Annotated in this window: 17 protein-coding genes; 5 read left to right on the top strand and 12 right to left on the bottom strand. The window is 63.8% G+C overall.

Features of this window, described 5'->3' with window-relative positions; all coding sequences use genetic code 11:
- Nucleotides 1-6: 6 nt before the first annotated feature.
- The 4 genes from AAIH46_RS20875 to AAIH46_RS20860 all read right to left on the bottom strand — a co-directional run bounded on the left by AAIH46_RS20875 (nucleotide 7) and on the right by AAIH46_RS20860 (nucleotide 3,868).
- Complete coding sequence (locus tag AAIH46_RS20875) at nucleotides 7-819, bottom strand: SDR family oxidoreductase (protein WP_430307994.1); 813 nt, start codon at nucleotides 817-819, stop codon at nucleotides 7-9.
- A 910-nt stretch (nucleotides 820-1,729) separates the two neighbouring features.
- Nucleotides 1,730-2,368, bottom strand: coding sequence for an outer membrane protein (locus tag AAIH46_RS20870; RefSeq protein WP_430307993.1), 639 nt, complete (start codon nucleotides 2,366-2,368; stop codon nucleotides 1,730-1,732).
- A gap of 246 nt (nucleotides 2,369-2,614) precedes the next feature.
- Nucleotides 2,615-3,043, bottom strand: coding sequence for a c-type cytochrome (locus AAIH46_RS20865; RefSeq protein ID WP_430307992.1), 429 nt, complete (start codon nucleotides 3,041-3,043; stop codon nucleotides 2,615-2,617).
- A 135-nt stretch (nucleotides 3,044-3,178) separates the two neighbouring features.
- Nucleotides 3,179-3,868 carry a superoxide dismutase gene (locus AAIH46_RS20860; protein WP_430307991.1) on the bottom strand — a complete coding sequence of 230 codons (690 nt, stop codon included), beginning with the start codon at nucleotides 3,866-3,868 and terminating at the stop codon, nucleotides 3,179-3,181.
- A gap of 264 nt (nucleotides 3,869-4,132) precedes the next feature.
- On the opposite strand from AAIH46_RS20860, the gene AAIH46_RS20855 reads away from it, so the two are divergent.
- Together AAIH46_RS20855 and AAIH46_RS20850 are read left to right on the top strand one after the other, a co-directional pair.
- Nucleotides 4,133-5,221 carry an acyltransferase family protein gene (locus AAIH46_RS20855; RefSeq protein ID WP_430307990.1) on the top strand — a complete coding sequence of 363 codons (1,089 nt, stop codon included), beginning with the start codon at nucleotides 4,133-4,135 and terminating at the stop codon, nucleotides 5,219-5,221.
- A gap of 266 nt (nucleotides 5,222-5,487) precedes the next feature.
- On the top strand, nucleotides 5,488-5,808 hold the full coding sequence (locus AAIH46_RS20850) for a DUF1883 domain-containing protein (protein ID WP_430307989.1): 321 nt from the start codon (nucleotides 5,488-5,490) through the stop codon (nucleotides 5,806-5,808).
- Here the strand turns inward: AAIH46_RS20850 and AAIH46_RS20845 are convergent, their stop codons facing one another.
- Both AAIH46_RS20845 and AAIH46_RS20840 read right to left on the bottom strand, forming a co-directional pair.
- Nucleotides 5,809-7,125, bottom strand: coding sequence for a replication-associated recombination protein A (locus AAIH46_RS20845; RefSeq protein WP_430307988.1), 1,317 nt, complete (start codon nucleotides 7,123-7,125; stop codon nucleotides 5,809-5,811).
- Nucleotides 7,122-8,522 (bottom strand): DegQ family serine endoprotease, encoded by a 1,401-nt coding sequence (locus AAIH46_RS20840; RefSeq protein ID WP_430307987.1) that lies wholly within the window; start codon nucleotides 8,520-8,522, stop codon nucleotides 7,122-7,124. Before AAIH46_RS20840 ends, AAIH46_RS20845 begins: the two co-directional genes overlap by 4 nt.
- A gap of 288 nt (nucleotides 8,523-8,810) precedes the next feature.
- Here AAIH46_RS20840 and AAIH46_RS20835 point away from each other — a divergent pair, with 288 nt between their 5' ends.
- Nucleotides 8,811-9,176: a lysozyme inhibitor LprI family protein gene (locus tag AAIH46_RS20835; RefSeq protein ID WP_430307986.1), complete on the top strand. Its 366-nt coding sequence runs from the start codon at nucleotides 8,811-8,813 to the stop codon at nucleotides 9,174-9,176.
- Nucleotides 9,177-9,191: 15 nt separating this feature from the next.
- On the opposite strand, the gene AAIH46_RS20830 is transcribed toward AAIH46_RS20835, so the two are convergent.
- From AAIH46_RS20830 to AAIH46_RS20815, 4 genes are all read right to left on the bottom strand, one after another.
- Nucleotides 9,192-9,521 carry a DUF5615 family PIN-like protein gene (locus AAIH46_RS20830; protein WP_430307985.1) on the bottom strand — a complete coding sequence of 110 codons (330 nt, stop codon included), beginning with the start codon at nucleotides 9,519-9,521 and terminating at the stop codon, nucleotides 9,192-9,194.
- On the bottom strand, nucleotides 9,521-9,745 hold the full coding sequence (locus AAIH46_RS20825) for a DUF433 domain-containing protein (protein WP_430307984.1): 225 nt from the start codon (nucleotides 9,743-9,745) through the stop codon (nucleotides 9,521-9,523). Before AAIH46_RS20825 ends, AAIH46_RS20830 begins: the two co-directional genes overlap by 1 nt.
- Nucleotides 9,746-9,844: 99 nt before the next feature.
- Nucleotides 9,845-11,680, bottom strand: a complete 1,836-nt coding sequence (gene ilvD / locus AAIH46_RS20820; RefSeq protein WP_430307983.1) for a dihydroxy-acid dehydratase — start codon at nucleotides 11,678-11,680, stop codon at nucleotides 9,845-9,847.
- 173 nt (nucleotides 11,681-11,853) lie between these two features.
- A complete protein-coding gene (locus AAIH46_RS20815) occupies nucleotides 11,854-12,276 on the bottom strand; it encodes a DUF4112 domain-containing protein (RefSeq protein WP_430307982.1) in 423 nt (140 codons plus the stop codon).
- A 239-nt stretch (nucleotides 12,277-12,515) separates the two neighbouring features.
- Between AAIH46_RS20815 and msrP the strand changes: the two genes are divergently transcribed.
- Together msrP and msrQ are read left to right on the top strand one after the other, a co-directional pair.
- On the top strand, nucleotides 12,516-13,463 hold the full coding sequence (gene msrP, locus AAIH46_RS20810; protein ID WP_430307981.1) for a protein-methionine-sulfoxide reductase catalytic subunit MsrP: 948 nt from the start codon (nucleotides 12,516-12,518) through the stop codon (nucleotides 13,461-13,463).
- Nucleotide 13,464: 1 nt separating this feature from the next.
- The gene (gene msrQ / locus AAIH46_RS20805; protein WP_430307980.1) at nucleotides 13,465-14,130 is read left to right on the top strand and encodes a protein-methionine-sulfoxide reductase heme-binding subunit MsrQ; all 666 of its coding nucleotides are present in this window, start codon (nucleotides 13,465-13,467) and stop codon (nucleotides 14,128-14,130) included.
- 120 nt (nucleotides 14,131-14,250) lie between these two features.
- On the opposite strand, the gene rplQ is transcribed toward msrQ, so the two are convergent.
- Nucleotides 14,251-14,676, bottom strand: a complete 426-nt coding sequence (rplQ, locus tag AAIH46_RS20800) for a 50S ribosomal protein L17 (RefSeq protein WP_430307979.1) — start codon at nucleotides 14,674-14,676, stop codon at nucleotides 14,251-14,253.
- Nucleotides 14,677-14,721: 45 nt separating this feature from the next.
- A complete protein-coding gene (locus tag AAIH46_RS20795) occupies nucleotides 14,722-15,732 on the bottom strand; it encodes a DNA-directed RNA polymerase subunit alpha (protein ID WP_430307978.1) in 1,011 nt (336 codons plus the stop codon).
- Nucleotides 15,733-15,754 lie beyond the last annotated feature (22 nt).

The following is a 15,754-nucleotide window of genomic DNA, read 5'->3' as shown; positions in this document are numbered from 1 at the left end:
CGTGTGCTACCCCTCCAGCCTATCCGCCGGCACCGGCGCGTCGTCGTAGCCGCCATAGACGGACTGGTCGAAGGGGATGACGGCGCCGGTCATCATGCCGCTTTCATCCGATGCCATCCACAGCACGGTGCGCGCCACCTCTTTCGGATCGAGGATGCGGCCGAAGGGTTTTGCCGCCGCCTTCCGGTCGATGAAATCGGGGTCGCCGGTCTCCGACAGGATAAGCTGGCGCTCGTGGTCGGAATTCATCCAGCCGATGTCCAACTGGTTGACGTGGATGCGGTGGCGCATCAGCGCGAAGGCTGAATTGCGGGTGACGGTGGCGAGCGCCCCCTTAGAGGCCGAATAGGGCGCCAGAAACGGCTGCCCGGCAAGGCTCGACATCGAGCCGATATTGACGATCCGCCCCTCGATGCCGTCGCGGATCATCAGCTTTACCGCGTCCTGGATGAGGAAGAACGGCGCCCGCGTATTGACCGCAAACATCCGGTCGAACAGCTCGGGCGTGGTGGTGAGGATATTGCCGCGATCGGTGAGGCCTGCCGCATTGACCAGGATATCGACGCGGCCGAACAGGCGATCGGCGGCCGGGATGATGCTGCGCACCGCCTCGATATCGGCAAGCTCGGCGGCGACGCATTCCACGCGCACGCCGGTCGCCTCGGTGATGCGGGCCGCTACTGCCCGGCCCTTCTCCAGGTCGCGGCCAACGATGACGATGCCGCCGGCACCGGCTTGCGCAAATTGCAAGGCGATGGCGGCGCCCAGCCCTTGGCTGCCGCCGGTGACGACGACAATCTTTTGGTCGATCCTGCTCATGGGTCTCCTCCCGAGATGATCCTGCCCCCCGACATCGTTAGACAAGGACGTGCCGGTTGCATAGCCGGTAGCCATCCGTCTGAGCGATGCGCGTGCGTGCCCGGTAGCCCGAGTTGCCGGGTTGCGTCGCGACATCGGTCGCGCGTCTCGTCACCCGCTCGTCTGGCACAGCCCGCACCACAACCTCCGTCATCCTCGGGCCTGTCCCGAGGATCCGCGACCGCAGATACTGGAAAGGTCGGTGTCGTCCGTGGGAGCGAAATCCGTGGGCGTCGAAGGCAGAGCGATCGGCAGTAGATCCTCGGGACAGGCCCGAGGATGACGGCTCAGGGCAGGATGCCAGTCCACGGGCGACGGTGAGCAGTGTTCTTCGACCACAGGATGACGGGTCAGAGAGCGAGAGCTGCTCCGAACTCCCACGTCCCCTGGAGGAGGCGACTATTGCGGTGATGCGTCCGCTGATGGCGTGATGCTGGCGAACGCACTGGATAGCGTCAGAGATGCGCGGGCAGGCGCGTCAAGCCAAGGTGCCGGGTTGCGTCGCGACAACGGCTGCGCGTCTCCTCAACCGCTCGTCTGGCACAGCCCGCACCACACACTCCGTCATCCTCGGGCCTGTCCCGAGGATCCGCGACCGCAGATACGGGAAAGGTCGGTGTCGTCCATGAGGGCGAAATCCCTGGGCGTCGAAGACAGAGCGATCGGCAGTAGATCCTCGGGACAGGCCCGAGGATGACGGCTCAGGGCGGGAGCGCCCACTGCCGGATGCCTGCTGCCCACTGCCTGCTGGCTACTGCCTATTGCCTACTAGCGAGCGGTGGCCGGCGAACAGCATGAAACGCAACAAGCCCCCACCCCGGTTCACGGGGAGAGGGCTCGTCTCTAAGACCGGGGACTGGAGGCCCGGCGACTAGAACTTGTAGTTCAGGCCGGCCTTGACCGAGTGGTCGTGCAGGTCCTTTTCCGAGGCGATGCCGTTGGAGAAGCTGCGGACCTCGTTGGTGGCCGTGTAGTTGTACTCGACGCGCGCCGAAATGTTGCCGGTCAGCTTATGCTCGACGCCGGCGCCGACCAGGAAGCCGGGCTTCCAGCCATCCGGGCCGGATACGCCGTCATTGTCGCGGAAGTTGGTCATGGCGAGACCGGCCGTGCCGTAGACGAGCGTCTGGCCGAGAGGTGCGCCGGCCTTGACCTTGGCGGCCAGGCGGTGACGTTCCTTCAGCTCGCCGCCGTTCACCTTGATTTCGGTGTCGCCCATGTAGGACGCTTCGACTTCGCCGCCGAGGATGGCGCCGCCGACATCGGCATTGTAGCCGGCATGGGCACCGGCCGCGACGCCCTTGCCGCTGGCGAACGGGTTGAACTTCGGCGAGGCAAGCCCGCCGTGCACGCCGACATAGGCGCCGTTCCAATCGGACGAGGCGGCAGCCGGCTCGCTGTAGGTGGGGGCCTCGTAAGCGGAGGTCAGGTCTGCTGCGCCGGCAGCAGTCGCCAACAGGGGCGCAGCGGAAAGGGTGGCAATCGCCAGGGCAAAGCGCTTCATGGTCATGTCTCAAACTCCATACACAGCCTGCATGCGGCGATGCGCAGGCGATACATCCGGCTTCCACACCACGGGAGCGATCATGCGGCCCGGCCCGGACCCCTCATCGCACGAGCAACCCCCGCACCAGCTGCCATTCATTTTCATGAATCCGTAAACACTCGATTAACCGAATGTGGCAGAGCCTGCCTTGTTTTGCCCCGAGTGCTCACGGCCTGTAATTGACGGTGGAGGGGCCGCGACCGCGACAGATCACGGGTTGTTCCTGAGGTAGGCGATGACGTCGTCGATGCTCGACTGGGTCCAGAAGCCGAAGAAGCGCATCTTGGTGCCCGGCACCTTGCTCGACGGGCTGGACAGGAATTCGGACAGCGCCGGCTCGTCCCAGACCAGCCCCTTCTCGCCGGCATCGGCCATCGCCGGCGAATAGGCATAGTCCGGCAGGCTGGCGGCCGGACGACCCAAGACGCCCTTCAGATGCGGACCGAAGCCGTTGCTGGCGCTCGCCACCGCATGGCAGGAGGCGCAGGAGGACTGGAAGGTGCGACGCCCGGCCTCCGGATCGGCGGCGAGCCCTTGGGCGGGAAGGCAGAAGGCGGCGACCAGCAGGCAGGTGGCAACAAGCGCTGCCGCACGGGCGGCGCAGCGGGATCGACACATCGACAAGAGAGGGGAATACATGGCCGGCACTTCTAGTCCGCGTCGGCCCGCGGCGCAATCGCCGGTATCCGCCCGACGATCTGCGATAAGGCGCGACGCAAGCGACAACCGGCGTTGTGCGCCGGTCACCATGAACCTCGGTGCATGCCGATGCAGTCAGACGGCCATGCGATCGGCGACGACACGCCAATTGACCAGCTTGTCGAGCACGGCGCGGATGTGTTCCGGCTTGCGGTTCTCGTAGTCGAGGTAATAGGCATGCTCCCAGATGTCGATGCCGAGATAGGCGGGGCGCCCGACGGCGACCGGGTTGTTGCCATCCTCGTAGCCGATCAGCGCCAGCTGGTTGTCGTCATTGCGGGTCAGCCACACCCAGCCAGTGCCGAACACCTCGTCGGAGACCGATACGACACGATCAACGAAGCCGTCATAGCCGCCGAAGGTTTCGCCGATCATCGCGCCGAGCTCGCCTTCCGGCCGGTTCGGTCCGCCGGGCACGAACTGGTCCCAGTAGGCAACGTGGTTCCAGGCCTGCGCGGCGTTGTTGAAGATCTTCGCATCCGCCTCGGACTTGGCCGAAGCCGTGACGATGCCGGCCAGATCCATGTCGGCATACCGGGTGCCGGCGGCCAACTGGTTCAGCTTGTCGAAATAGGCCTTGTGGTGCTTGCCATAGTGCAGACCGACGGTGCGGGCGGAAATGCTCGGGGCCAGCGCGTCGTCGCCAAACGGCAGCTTGGGCTGGGCGATAGGCAGCGCGGCGCGGGCAATATGCGGGCTGGCGAAGGTGGCGGCAGCGGCGGTAACGGTGGTTGCGGCAAGCAGGGTGCGGCGGGTGAGTTGCATCGGTTCCTCCAAGATTGTCCCCGGCAGCTCCCGGGCAACGTCCGAAGCGGGAACAACCCGGCCGGCGGTGGATGGTTTCGTCAAGTCTGCGTCAGCGGCCCGTGAAGTGTGGATGCCGGATCACAAGCGCGGCAGAATTGGCAGACACATCTCGACAAGTGCGGCGGCTGCGCCATTCTTGTCGCCGGGCTTGTTCCGGCCTCGCCTCGCCTGCCTGATGATCCTACAGTGCGCCCCTCCTTGCCTCTGCCACCGAAAGCCCCGATGACCCCGACCAACCGACCCAAGCCGCAGCGCTTCGTGCTCCTCGATGGGCTGCGCGGCATCGCCGCCGTGTTCATCATCCAGCGGCATACCGAGGAGCTGCTGGGCGATGCGCTACCCTCGAGCTATCTCGGCGTCGACCTGTTCTTCGGGCTGAGCGGCTTCGTGCTGGCGCATGCCTACGGGCAGATCCTGCGGGACGGAGCCATGACGCCGGCCGCCTTCATGAAGGCCAGGCTGCTGCGGCTCTATCCGCTCTACGCCCTGGCACTGGCTCTGGTCATCGCCTACTACGCCTACAGCCTTGCCGTCGGCCGGCCGGTGTTCTTCGGCCAGTACGTGATCGGCCATGAGCTGGCGATAGGCATCGTCACCGGGCTGCTGTTCCTCCCCTCGCCGGTCACCATATCCTTCAATGCCGCGCTGTTCCTCGTCCATCCGGCCTGGTCGCTGTTCAACGAGCTGGTCGCCAACCTCGCCTATGCCTGGAAGGGTGCGCGGGCGTCGCTGCGGCAGATCCTCGTCGTCATCGCCATCAGCCTGATTGGCCTGGCGATTGCCGCCATCCAGTTCGACCGGCTGCATGCCGGGTTCCGGTGGCACGAAATGTATGCGGGCATGGCGCGGGTGTTCTTCTCGTTCTTCGTCGGCGTGCTGATCTACCGGTTTCGCCGCACGCCGATGACGTTCCGTCCCGTCGCGGCAATTGCCTGCCTGCTGGTGGTGGCGGCGGTGCTGGCCTTTCCTACACCGAAGCCGATGAAGGCGCCCTTCGATCTGGTGGTGGTGGTGCTTGTCTGGCCAGCACTCCTCTATGCGGCGAGCAGCATCGTTCCGGGCCCGCGCATCGCGGCGATCGTAAGCTTCCTCGGCACCGCCTCCTATGCGGTCTACGTGCTGCACGTGCCGCTTCTCGACTGGGCACTGGTGGTGTGGCCGTCGATGACCGAGCCCGCCATCGCTCCCTATGCAGGTGTCGCGTTCATCACCGCCACGGTGCTGATCAGCTGGCTGCTGACCGTCGGGCTCGACCAGCCGCTGCAGCGCCGGTTGCGGCGGCGACGGACGCGGCAGGCGACGGCGTTCTAGACTTGTTTGTGGGAGAGTGCGATCCGCAGAAAAGGAGAGGCCCTCTACCGCAGGGGAGACGGTAGAGGGCCAAGCTTGACTGGAGATCATTTACGTTTTGTTGTGCGGCGATTGCAGGGGAACATCGCCTTTTATCGCGGGAGGAAGAAAAGCTCTTTCCCTCTTCGCTTCGCCTAAATAACGACCGACCTGCCGCTTGGTTCCACATTTCGTTAAGAAGGTTGCCGTACGGTCTCCTGTCGCCAATCCTGTCCATGGAGCAACGCATGTCGGTACCGCTCTTCCGATTCACGCATTACGACCTCAAGGAACTGCGCGCCGGAACCACGATCGAGGTGACGCTGTCGGCCGTGAACAATGTGCGGCTGATGACGGCTGGGAATTTCAAGCGGTTCACCGAGAAGCTGGACTTCAAGTATGTCGGTGGCGTCGCCAAGAAGTCGCCGGTGAAGATCGTCATCCCGGAAAGCGGCCACTGGCATCTGCTCGTCGATGCCGAGGGGCACCACGGGCTGGCCGAATCCTCGGTCAAGATGGTGACGGCGGCCGGCGTGGCATCAGCGCCCCGGCAGCAGAAGGCATCCTGATCAGCTTCCGCCGCGCTCGCGCCGCAGCTTCGACCACCAGTCGAGCCGCTTCCTGATATCGCGCTCGAAGCCGCGTTCCGGGGGATCGTAGAAGGTCTGCCGCCCGAGCTTTTCCGGAAAATAGTCCTGGCCGGAAAAGGCATCAGGCTCGTCGTGATCGTAGCGGTAGCCGTCGCCGTACCCCTCGCCCTTCATCAGCTTGGTCGGCGCGTTGAGGATGTGTTTCGGCGGCAGCAGCGAACCATGCTCCTTGGCCGCCCGCGTCGCCGCCTTGAAGGCCATGTAGACGGCGTTTGATTTCGGCGCGGTCGCCAGGTAGACGCAGGCCTGCGCCAGCGCCAGCTCACCCTCCGGCGAGCCGAGATAGTCATAGGCATCCTTGGCGGCGTTGCAGACGACCAACGCCTGCGGATCGGCAAGCCCGATATCCTCGACCGCCATGCGCACCAGCCGCCGCCCCAGGTAAAGCGGATCTTCGCCGGCATCGAACATCCGCGCCAGATAGTAGAGGGCCGCATCCGGATCGGAGCCGCGCACCGATTTATGCAACGCCGAGATCAGATTGTAGTGGCCGTCCTGCGCCTTGTCATAGACCGGCGCGCGCCGCTGGACGATCTGCGTCAGTCCCTCGCCTTCGAAGATCTCGCCCTCGCGGGCCGCACGCCAAACCTCCTCGGCAAGCGTCAGCACGGCGCGTCCGTCTCCATCCGCCATGCGGATCAGCATGGCCCGTGCGTCCTCGGTCAACGGGAGTGGTTTCTCCTCCACCTGTTCGGCACGTTGGAGCAGTTCAGTGAGGCTTTCCTCGTCATGCGACCGGAACGTCAGGACGCGGGCGCGTGACAAAAGAGCGGCATTGAGTTCGAAGCTGGGGTTTTCGGTCGTGGCACCGACGAGGATCACGGTGCCGTCTTCCATCACCGGCAGGAAGCTGTCCTGCTGGGCGCGGTTGAACCGATGGATCTCGTCGACGAACAGCAGGGTCTGCCGTCCATCCATGCGGCGCAGGCGCGCCGTCTCGAACACCTTCTTGAGATCTGCGACACCGGAGAAGATCGCCGAGATCTGCTCGAAGGCCAGACCCGCCTCACCCGACAGCAGCCGCGCAACGGTCGTCTTGCCGGTCCCCGGCGGTCCCCAGAAGATCATCGAGCCCAGCGAGCCTGAACCGATCATCCGGCGCAGGACGCCGTCCTCGCCGGTCAGGTGCGGCTGGCCGGTCACCTCGGACAAGGATGTCGGACGCAGCCGATCGGCAAGCGGCCGCCGATTGGCGACCGCTTCCGGGATCCGTGGCGCGAAGAGGTCCTCGCTCATCGGAAGAACTGGCGGATCCGCTTGCCGCCACGCTCGATCTCGACCCGCCAGACGCCGGGGTTCTCTTCCACCAGAGCCTCCAGCCCCTTGGTCGAGGGAACGGGATCGCCATTGACGGAAATCAGGATGTCACCCGCCTGGAAACCGAGACGTGCCGCTGGCGAGTTGCGCACCACTTCGGTGACGACAACGCCGGTCTTGTCGGTCGTCAGCCGCAGCTCGGTTGCAAGGCGCGGCGAAAGGTTGGCGACGCGCACGCCGGCAAACGGATTGCGTCCGTCGATCAGGCGCTCGTCACGCGGCACCGTCTCCGGAGCGGAGCTCAGCGTCATCTGGATCTCGCGGCTGCTGCCGTTCTGCTGGGCCGTCAGCGTGACGGTCTGGCCAAGACCGGCCGTGGTCAGGCGGTACCAGAGCGCATCCGGATGCTCGACCGGAATGCCGTTCACCGCGCTGATGACTTCTCCCGGCTTCAGGCCCGACTTGTCGATCGGCCCGCCCTCGACGACGCTGACGATCAGCGCGCCCCGGGCCGTCTTCAGGCCCAGCGCTTCGGCGACTTCGGACGTCACCGGCTGGAAGGTGGCACCGACATAGGGACGCTCGAACGACTGCTTGCCCTCTTCGGCAGCAGCGAGGAACACCTTCACCAGGTTGGCAGGAATGGCAAAGCCGATGCCGTTCGAGCCGCCGCCGCGCGAGAAGATCGCCGTGTTGATGCCGATCAGCTCGCCCTTCATGTTCATCAGCGCGCCGCCGGAATTACCCGGATTGATCGAGGCATCGGTCTGGATGAAGAAGCCCACATCACCATCGCTCACCTGGTTGCGGGCGAGCGCCGAGACGATGCCGCTGGTGACCGTCTGGCCGACGCCGAAGGGATTGCCGATGGCGAGCACCAGATCGCCGACTTCGACCGCATCGGAGTTGGCGAGCCCGAGAACCGGGAACTCCTCCTTGGCCTTGATCTTCAAGACGGCGAGATCGACGCTCTCATCCTTCAGCAGGACCTCGCACGGAAACTCGCGGCCGTCCGGCAGGGCGATCTTGATATCGTCCGCGCCCTGGACGACGTGGTTGTTGGTGACCACCAGACCGTTGTGGGACAAGATGACGCCGGAGCCGAGCGACGACTGCTTTTCCGAGCGGTTCGGCATGCGCTGGCCGAAGAACTGCTCGAAGAAGGGGTCGCCGGCAAACGGGTTCTGACGCTGCACGACGCGCTCAGCATAGACGTTGACGACGGCGCCGGCGGTCTGCTTGACCAGCGGCGCAAACGACAGCTGCATCTCGGTGCGGCTCTCCGGCAGCACCTTGTCCTGCGCGGCGGCCTGGAGCGGCAGCAGCATCGTCAACGCCAGGAGAGTGATCGAGGCGCTTTTCGGCATGCTCGGCATGTGATTCCTCATTGATTGCACGTCATGAACTTGTAGTGCCGCATGCGGGAAAGGGTAGCCGCCATTCCAGCAAGGATGACGGAAGGCAACGGCGCCAGCATGCAGCAGTCGTTGAACAGATAGGGCCGATCGCCCCGCCTGCCAAGCGACCCCTCGCCTATCCCCGGCAATCCTCCGCGCGCCGCCCGGCTTTCGAGACAGTGGCACCAGCCGAGCTTCGCCCCCGACATTGCCCGGTCATGGAACCAATCGCTTCCAGCCCCGTAGTCGGGGTTCACGGAGACCGACATGATGACCACGCGCCTTTACACCAGCCTCCTTCTCGCAGGCCTTGCCCTCGGGGCTACCGGCATCGCCACCCGACCGGCTGATGCTGCCAGCTTCAACTGCAAGAAAAGCGACCTTGCCGCCGACGAGAAGGCGATCTGCGAGGATCTTTCGCTGAACGACCTGGACGTGAAGATGGTGACCACCTTCGATCTGCTGGCCGGCCTGATGCCGATGGGCAACCGCGATGTCCTGCGTGAGGATCAACTGGCCTGGCTGAAGAAGCGACAGGCCTGCGACGCCGATGCGAGCTGCATCCGCACCGCCTACGAGACGCGCATGAAGGAGCTTGAGGAAGCCTACAAGGGCTTGATCAAGCCGCTCTGAAACTACCGTATCGATTTAGGCGATCTCGATCAGGGTCTCGCCGCGTTGCAATGCGTCCAGTATCGCGGGGAAGACCTGATCGAACCAGATCAGGATGTCCCGGCGGCGGCTGTTGCGCAGGCGGATCCAGATGATCGTGGGACCATCATCAAGGACGGCACGCCTCTGTGCGAAGTCTTCATCTTTCGTAATGATGATTGCGCGCACACGTTCAGCGAATTCCCAAATCACGCGATCGGACGCTGACTGGAGATTGCAGTCGACGACGTGCTCAGCTTGATGACCTCGGTCCAGAAGCCACTCAGCCAGCGCAGGCGGCAACTGAGCATCCACCAGAAAGCGCATCACGCAACCCGAAGCACCGGATGATCATTCTGGCGCGCCGCATATTCAAGCACCGCGACGATGTCCAGAGGCTCCAGAAGCGGGAGATCCTCAAGTATCTCTTGGTGGCTTGCTCCCGCAGCGAGCAAGTCCAGGACGTCCTTGACCCGGAGGCGTAGCCTGCGGATTGTCGGGCGACCCGCACAGATCTGCGGATCGAACGTGATGCGACCTAATTCCGACATCGTGAAATCTCCGCGGCGGCTGACGCCACTATAGCAGAGCGCCCTCCTGGAGAAACCTTGGGGCTGAGGTTTTTCTGACCCCTGCCTCTGGCCCAGCCGTTACTCCGGCAGGATCCGCACTGCGCCCTTGTCGGCGCTGGAGGCAAAGGCTGCATAGGCCTTGAGCGCGGTCGTCACGTTGCGCTTGCGCGGTGCCGCCGGCTTCCAGCCGAGCTTGTCCTGTTCGGCACGACGCGATGCCAGTTCCGCGTCCGAAACCGCCAGGTGGATAGTCCGGTTGGGAATGTCGATCTCGATCAGATCGTCCTCGCGCACCAGCCCGATCATGCCGCCCTGTGCCGCTTCCGGCGAGGCATGGCCGATGGACAGGCCCGATGTGCCGCCGGAGAAGCGGCCGTCAGTCACCAGCGCACAGGCTTTGCCGAGACCCTTCGACTTCAGATAGCTCGTCGGATAGAGCATTTCCTGCATGCCAGGACCGCCCTTCGGGCCTTCATAGCGGATGACCACGACGTCACCGGCCTTGACTTCGTTGTTGAGGATCGCCTTCACGGACGCGTCCTGGCTCTCGAAAACGCGCGCCGGACCAGAAAACTTCAGGATCGATTCGTCGACGCCGGCGGTCTTCACGATGCAGCCGTCGAGCGCGATGTTGCCGTAAAGAACTGCCAGGCCGCCATCCTTGGAGAACGGCTTCTCGACCGAGCGGATGACGCCGTTTTCGCTGTCAGTGTCCAGCTCGTCCCAGCGGGACGACTGAGAAAAGGCGACCTGGGTGGGCACGCCCCCGGGGGCTGCCTTGAAGAAGGTCCGGACACTTTCCGAATTGGTGCGGGTGATGTCCCAGCGGTTGATGGCGTCGCCCAGCGTTGCCTCGTGCACGGTCTTGCACTCGGTGTTGAGCAATCCGCCGCGTTCGAGTTCGCCGAGGATGCGCATGATGCCGCCGGCGCGGTGGACGTCTTCCATGTGCACGTCCTGCTTGGCAGGTGCGACCTTCGACAGGCAGGGCACGCGGCGCGACAGTCGGTCGATGTCGTCCATGGTGAAGTCGACGCCGCCCTCATAGGCGGCCGCCAGGATGTGCAGCACCGTATTCGTCGAGCCGCCCATGGCGATGTCGAGCGTCATGGCGTTCTCGAAGGCTTGCTTGGTGGCGATCGAGCGCGGCAGGACGCCTTCGTCTTCCTGCTCGTAATAGCGGCGGGCGAGATCGACGATCAGGTGGCCGGCCTCGACGAACAGGCGCTTGCGATCGCCATGGGTTGCAAGCGTCGAGCCGTTGCCCGGTAGCGACAGGCCAAGTGCTTCGGTGAGGCAGTTCATCGAGTTGGCGGTGAACATGCCCGAGCAGGAGCCGCAGGTGGGACAGGCGGAACGCTCGATAACCGAGACATCCTCATCGGAAATCCGGTCGTCGGCTGCGGCCACCATTGCATCGACGAGATCGAGGGCCACCGTCTTGCCGTGCATGACGACCTTGCCGGCTTCCATCGGGCCGCCCGAGACGAAGACCGCAGGAATGTTGAGACGCATGGCGGCATTCAGCATGCCGGGCGTGATCTTGTCGCAGTTGGAGATGCAGACCATGGCATCGGCGCAGTGGGCATTGACCATGTACTCGACCGAGTCGGCGATGATCTCGCGCGACGGCAGCGAATAGAGCATGCCGTCATGGCCCATGGCGATACCGTCATCGACGGCGATGGTGTTGAATTCCTTGGCCACGCCGCCGGCCGCCTCGATCTCGCGGGCAACCAGTTGGCCGAGATCCTTCAGGTGGACATGGCCGGGCACGAACTGTGTGAAGGAATTGACGACGGCGATGATCGGCTTGCCGAAATCGCTGTCCTTCATTCCGGTGGCGCGCCACAGACCGCGGGCGCCGGCCATGTTGCGGCCATGGGTCGTCGTTCTGGAACGGTAAGCAGGCATGGTGTCATCCTCGGTATGATAGCGGGACTGCCTCCATATCGGCGCGGCAGGGACTGTCCGGTTTGGCCGCAGTCCTACTCCAAACACCGAAAACTGTCACTATCAGCAGAGGCCAAAGCGGTACGGTTGGCAAGCGGGCGGCCACTGTCCTCGCTTGCCGGTCGCATCCAGCGTCAGCGCTGCTGGTGCAACTCGTCGGGATGGACGCCGAAGTGATCGAGGATGATCTGCAGGTTGCGACGATGCGACTTGAAGAACACATCGAAGAGGTCGCCGACCATCGGTACGCTGCCGACGACGCCGTCCAGTGCGATGTTGCCGACCATCTGCGCAAGCTTGGATGGCGGGATGCCGAGGCGCCGAGCTTCGTTGACGATATAGAGGCCAACCATAGCGCCGCCTGCATCGCCGACCAGCGGGACAAGGCCCATGATCGAGTCGGCGCCAAACCGGATGCCCGTGCCCGGAATACGGATCGCCGTATCCATCACGCGGGCGATCCCTGCAAGACGGCGCAGACGCCGAAGCCGCTCGATAGGATCGATCTGATCCGCGAACGCTGCACCCTGCGTATCATTCCAGCTTCTGGCGACCATCCGGCTTCTCCCCGAGCGATAATCTGACAGGCTCTAGATGGTGAACCCTTGCCGAGAGTTCAACGGTGAGGCAGTGCAAGGAAACAAGCCGCTTTGCTTCGGTCAGGTGCAGATTGACCGTATCGCTGATCTTTCACACAAAAGTGGTCGCCAGAAGATTTCGCCGCCTGTGAAACCGCCGCGGTTTTCTCTACGTATGAGAGGAGGAAACGCCGCATCGAGCTGCCGAGGAGATGTTCATGGCCGCCTACCGTCCGCCGTCGATTGCTTCATCCGAGATCACGCCCCACCAGGTCTACCTGTCCCGGCGGACCTTCATGGCCGGCGCCGCAGCCGGCCTTGCGCTTTCGGGCGCTGGCAGCGCCTTGGCCGCACCCCTCGTCGGCAAGCCGACATCCTACAAGGTCGACGACAAGCTGACGCCACAGAAGGACGTCACGACCTACAACAATTTCTACGAATTCGGAGTCGGCAAGGCGGACCCCGCCCAGAACAGCGGCGAGTTCAAGCCGCGGCCCTGGACGATCGAGGTCGGTGGACTGGTGGCCAAGCCGCAGGTCATCGACATCGAGACGGTGATGAAGGAATTCGCCATGGAGGAGCGCATCTACCGGATGCGCTGCGTCGAAGCCTGGTCGATGGTCATTCCGTGGATCGGCTTTCCCATCTCCGCCCTTCTCGACCGGGTGGAGCCGCTGGGCTCGGCGAAATACGTCGCCTTCCAGACCGTCGTCCGGCCGGAGGAAATGCCAGGCCAGGGAGGCTTCTTCCAGGCGCTCGATTGGCCCTATGTGGAGGGCTTGAGGCTTGACGAGGCACGCAATCCGCTCGCCATCCTCGCGACCGGTCTCTATGGCGAAACGCTGCCGAACCAGAACGGCGCGCCGATCCGGCTGGTAGTGCCCTGGAAATACGGCTTCAAGGGGATCAAGTCGATCGTCAAGATCACCCTCACCGAGAAGGAGCCGCCGTCCACCTGGAACCTGTCGGCGCCGAAGGAATACGGTTTCTACGCCAACGTCAATCCGCTGGTCGACCATCCGCGATGGAGCCAGGCGACCGAGCGTCGCATCGGAGAGGGCGACGGCCTGTTCGGCGGGCGCCGGCTGGATACGCTTCCCTTCAACGGCTACGCCGACCAGGTCGCCAGCCTGTATTCGGGCATGGACCTGAAGAAGTCGTTCTGAGATGGCCGGCTTCTCCCTTCCACCCCGGTTCCGCCCCGCCTCCGTCTGGGCGCTTTATGCCATCGGCCTGCTACCCGGCCTCTACGCCTTCTACCTCGGCATCTATGGCGGTCTGGGCGCGGATCCGGTCCGCGAGTTCGAGCATCGCCTGGGCATCTGGGCGCTGCGCTTCCTGTGTCTCGGCCTGACGGTGACGCCGATCCGCGACCTGTTCTCGGTCAATCTGATCGCCTATCGGCGGGCACTCGGCCTCCTCGCCTTCTACTACGTGCTGGCGCATTTCACGGTCTATCTGACGCTCGACCGCGGCCTGGTGCTGTCCTCGATCGCCGGCGACATCCTCAAGCGGCCCTACATCATGCTCGGCATGGTCGGCCTGCTGATCCTGATCCCGATGGCGCTGACCTCCAACCGTTGGTCGATCCGACGGCTCGGAAGCCGGTGGAACGAGTTGCACAAGCTCGCCTATCCCCTGGTGCTGGCAGCGCTTCTGCACTTCGTCCTGTCGCGCAAGAGCCTGACGCTCGAGCCTGCAATCTACATCGCCATCGTCGCGCTGCTGCTCGGCTACCGGGTGATCAGGCCGAAGCTGATGGAGCGCCGACGTCAGAAGAAGGCAGCCGCAATGCAAGGGGTCGGTCGGGTGGCTCAACCGCGGCCCAACTGAACAGCCAGACAAGCGAAGCTTTGACCATGAACGCAGAAAAGGCCGGAGGATTTCTCCTCCGGCCTTTTGTCGTTCCGGCCTTCAGCGAGCCGCTCAAGCGGCCCGCGTCGGGTAAATGCCTCAAGCGGCTTCGGCAGCTTCTGCTTCAGCAGCAACGCGGGCCTTGTCGGCTGCGCCCTTGGCGTTGACGTCACGCTCGACGAACTCGATGACGGCGAGAGCGGCGTTGTCGCCCTGGCGGTAGCCGGCCTTCATGATGCGAAGGTAGCCGCCGTTGCGGGTTGCGTAACGGGTCGCGATGGCGTCGAAGAGCTTCTTGACGGCATCCTGATCCTGGATCTGCGAGATCGCCTGACGACGAGCATGCAGGTCGCCGCGCTTGCCGAGGGTAACCAGCTTTTCTACGATCGGGCGAATTTCCTTCGCCTTCGGCAGGGTGGTTACGATCTGCTCATGCGTGATCAGCGAGGCTGCCATGTTGGCAAACATGGCCTTGCGGTGGCTGGCGGTGCGGTTGAGCTTGCGGCCGGCTTTCTGGTGGCGCATCTCTGGTCTCCTTTACTTGCAGGCATCCGCCTGCAGTCTAAATGGTTAGTACTGGTCTTCGTAGCGCTTGGCGAGATCTTCGATGTTCTCCGGCGGCCAGGCCGGAACTTCCATGCCCAAATGCAGGCCCATGGAGGCGAGAACTTCCTTGATCTCGTTCAGCGACTTGCGACCGAAGTTCGGGGTACGGAGCATTTCCGCCTCGGTCTTCTGGATCAGGTCGCCGATGTAGACGATGTTGTCGTTCTTCAGGCAGTTCGCCGAACGGACGGAAAGTTCCAGTTCGTCGACCTTCTTGAGGAGCGCCGGGTTGAACGCGAGTTCGGTAACGGCTTCCTCTTCGGCTTCCTTCTGCGGTTCGTCGAAGTTGACGAAGACCGACAGCTGGTCCTGAAGGATGCGAGCGGCGAAGGCAACGGCGTCCTCGCCAGTAACCGAGCCATCGGTTTCGATGGCCATGGTCAGCTTGTCGTAGTCGAGAACCTGGCCTTCACGGGTGTTTTCCACCTTGTAGGACACTTTCTTGACCGGGGAGTAGAGGCTGTCGACCGGGATGAGACCGATCGGTGCGTCTTCTGCACGGTTACGATCGGCAGGAACATATCCCTTGCCGTTGTTGACCGTGAACTCCATGCGGATCTCCGCGCCCTCGTCGAGCGTGCAGATGATGTGGTCGGGGTTCAGGATCTCGATGTCGCCGACAGTCTGGATGTCGCCGGCGGTTACCGAGCCCGGGCCCTGCTTGCGCACGACCATGCGCTTTGCATCGTCGCCATCCATCTTGATGGCGATTTCCTTGATGTTCAGCACGATGTCCGTCACATCCTCGCGCACACCGGGGATGGAGGAGAATTCGTGCAGTACGCCGTCGATCTGCACTGCAGTCACTGCTGCACCGCGCAGCGACGACAACAGAACGCGACGAAGGGCGTTGCCGAGCGTCAGACCAAAGCCGCGTTCCAGCGGCTCGGCGACGAGCGTCACCTTCGTGCGGCCGGACGAGGTGAACTCCACCTTGTTCGGCTTGATCAGTTCCTGCCAGTTCTTCTGGATCATGTGTTTCACCTTCCGTTCGCTG

Origin of the sequence: Rhizobium sp. 0TCS1.26 (assembly GCF_050455525.1) — a bacterium.
Classification (GTDB): domain Bacteria; phylum Pseudomonadota; class Alphaproteobacteria; order Rhizobiales; family Rhizobiaceae; genus Neorhizobium.
This window is presented reverse-complemented; position numbering and strand designations above follow the sequence as displayed.

Excerpts from the sequence above, each read along its gene's own strand:
- AAIH46_RS20875 (WP_430307994.1), bottom strand. The coding sequence starts at position 819 with ATGAGCAGGATCGACCAAAAGATTGTCGTCGTCACCGGCGGCAGCCAA.
- AAIH46_RS20870 (WP_430307993.1), bottom strand. The coding sequence starts at position 2,368 with ATGACCATGAAGCGCTTTGCCCTGGCGATTGCCACCCTTTCCGCTGCG.
- AAIH46_RS20865 (WP_430307992.1), bottom strand. The coding sequence starts at position 3,043 with ATGTATTCCCCTCTCTTGTCGATGTGTCGATCCCGCTGCGCCGCCCGT.
- AAIH46_RS20860 (WP_430307991.1), bottom strand. The coding sequence starts at position 3,868 with ATGCAACTCACCCGCCGCACCCTGCTTGCCGCAACCACCGTTACCGCC.
- AAIH46_RS20855 (WP_430307990.1), top strand. The coding sequence starts at position 4,133 with ATGACCCCGACCAACCGACCCAAGCCGCAGCGCTTCGTGCTCCTCGAT.
- AAIH46_RS20850 (WP_430307989.1), top strand. The coding sequence starts at position 5,488 with ATGTCGGTACCGCTCTTCCGATTCACGCATTACGACCTCAAGGAACTG.
- AAIH46_RS20845 (WP_430307988.1), bottom strand. The coding sequence starts at position 7,125 with ATGAGCGAGGACCTCTTCGCGCCACGGATCCCGGAAGCGGTCGCCAAT.
- AAIH46_RS20840 (WP_430307987.1), bottom strand. The coding sequence starts at position 8,522 with ATGCCGAGCATGCCGAAAAGCGCCTCGATCACTCTCCTGGCGTTGACG.
- AAIH46_RS20835 (WP_430307986.1), top strand. The coding sequence starts at position 8,811 with ATGATGACCACGCGCCTTTACACCAGCCTCCTTCTCGCAGGCCTTGCC.
- AAIH46_RS20830 (WP_430307985.1), bottom strand. The coding sequence starts at position 9,521 with ATGCGCTTTCTGGTGGATGCTCAGTTGCCGCCTGCGCTGGCTGAGTGG.
- AAIH46_RS20825 (WP_430307984.1), bottom strand. The coding sequence starts at position 9,745 with ATGTCGGAATTAGGTCGCATCACGTTCGATCCGCAGATCTGTGCGGGT.
- ilvD (WP_430307983.1), bottom strand. The coding sequence starts at position 11,680 with ATGCCTGCTTACCGTTCCAGAACGACGACCCATGGCCGCAACATGGCC.
- AAIH46_RS20815 (WP_430307982.1), bottom strand. The coding sequence starts at position 12,276 with ATGGTCGCCAGAAGCTGGAATGATACGCAGGGTGCAGCGTTCGCGGAT.
- msrP (WP_430307981.1), top strand. The coding sequence starts at position 12,516 with ATGGCCGCCTACCGTCCGCCGTCGATTGCTTCATCCGAGATCACGCCC.
- msrQ (WP_430307980.1), top strand. The coding sequence starts at position 13,465 with ATGGCCGGCTTCTCCCTTCCACCCCGGTTCCGCCCCGCCTCCGTCTGG.
- rplQ (WP_430307979.1), bottom strand. The coding sequence starts at position 14,676 with ATGCGCCACCAGAAAGCCGGCCGCAAGCTCAACCGCACCGCCAGCCAC.
- AAIH46_RS20795 (WP_430307978.1), bottom strand. The coding sequence starts at position 15,732 with ATGATCCAGAAGAACTGGCAGGAACTGATCAAGCCGAACAAGGTGGAG.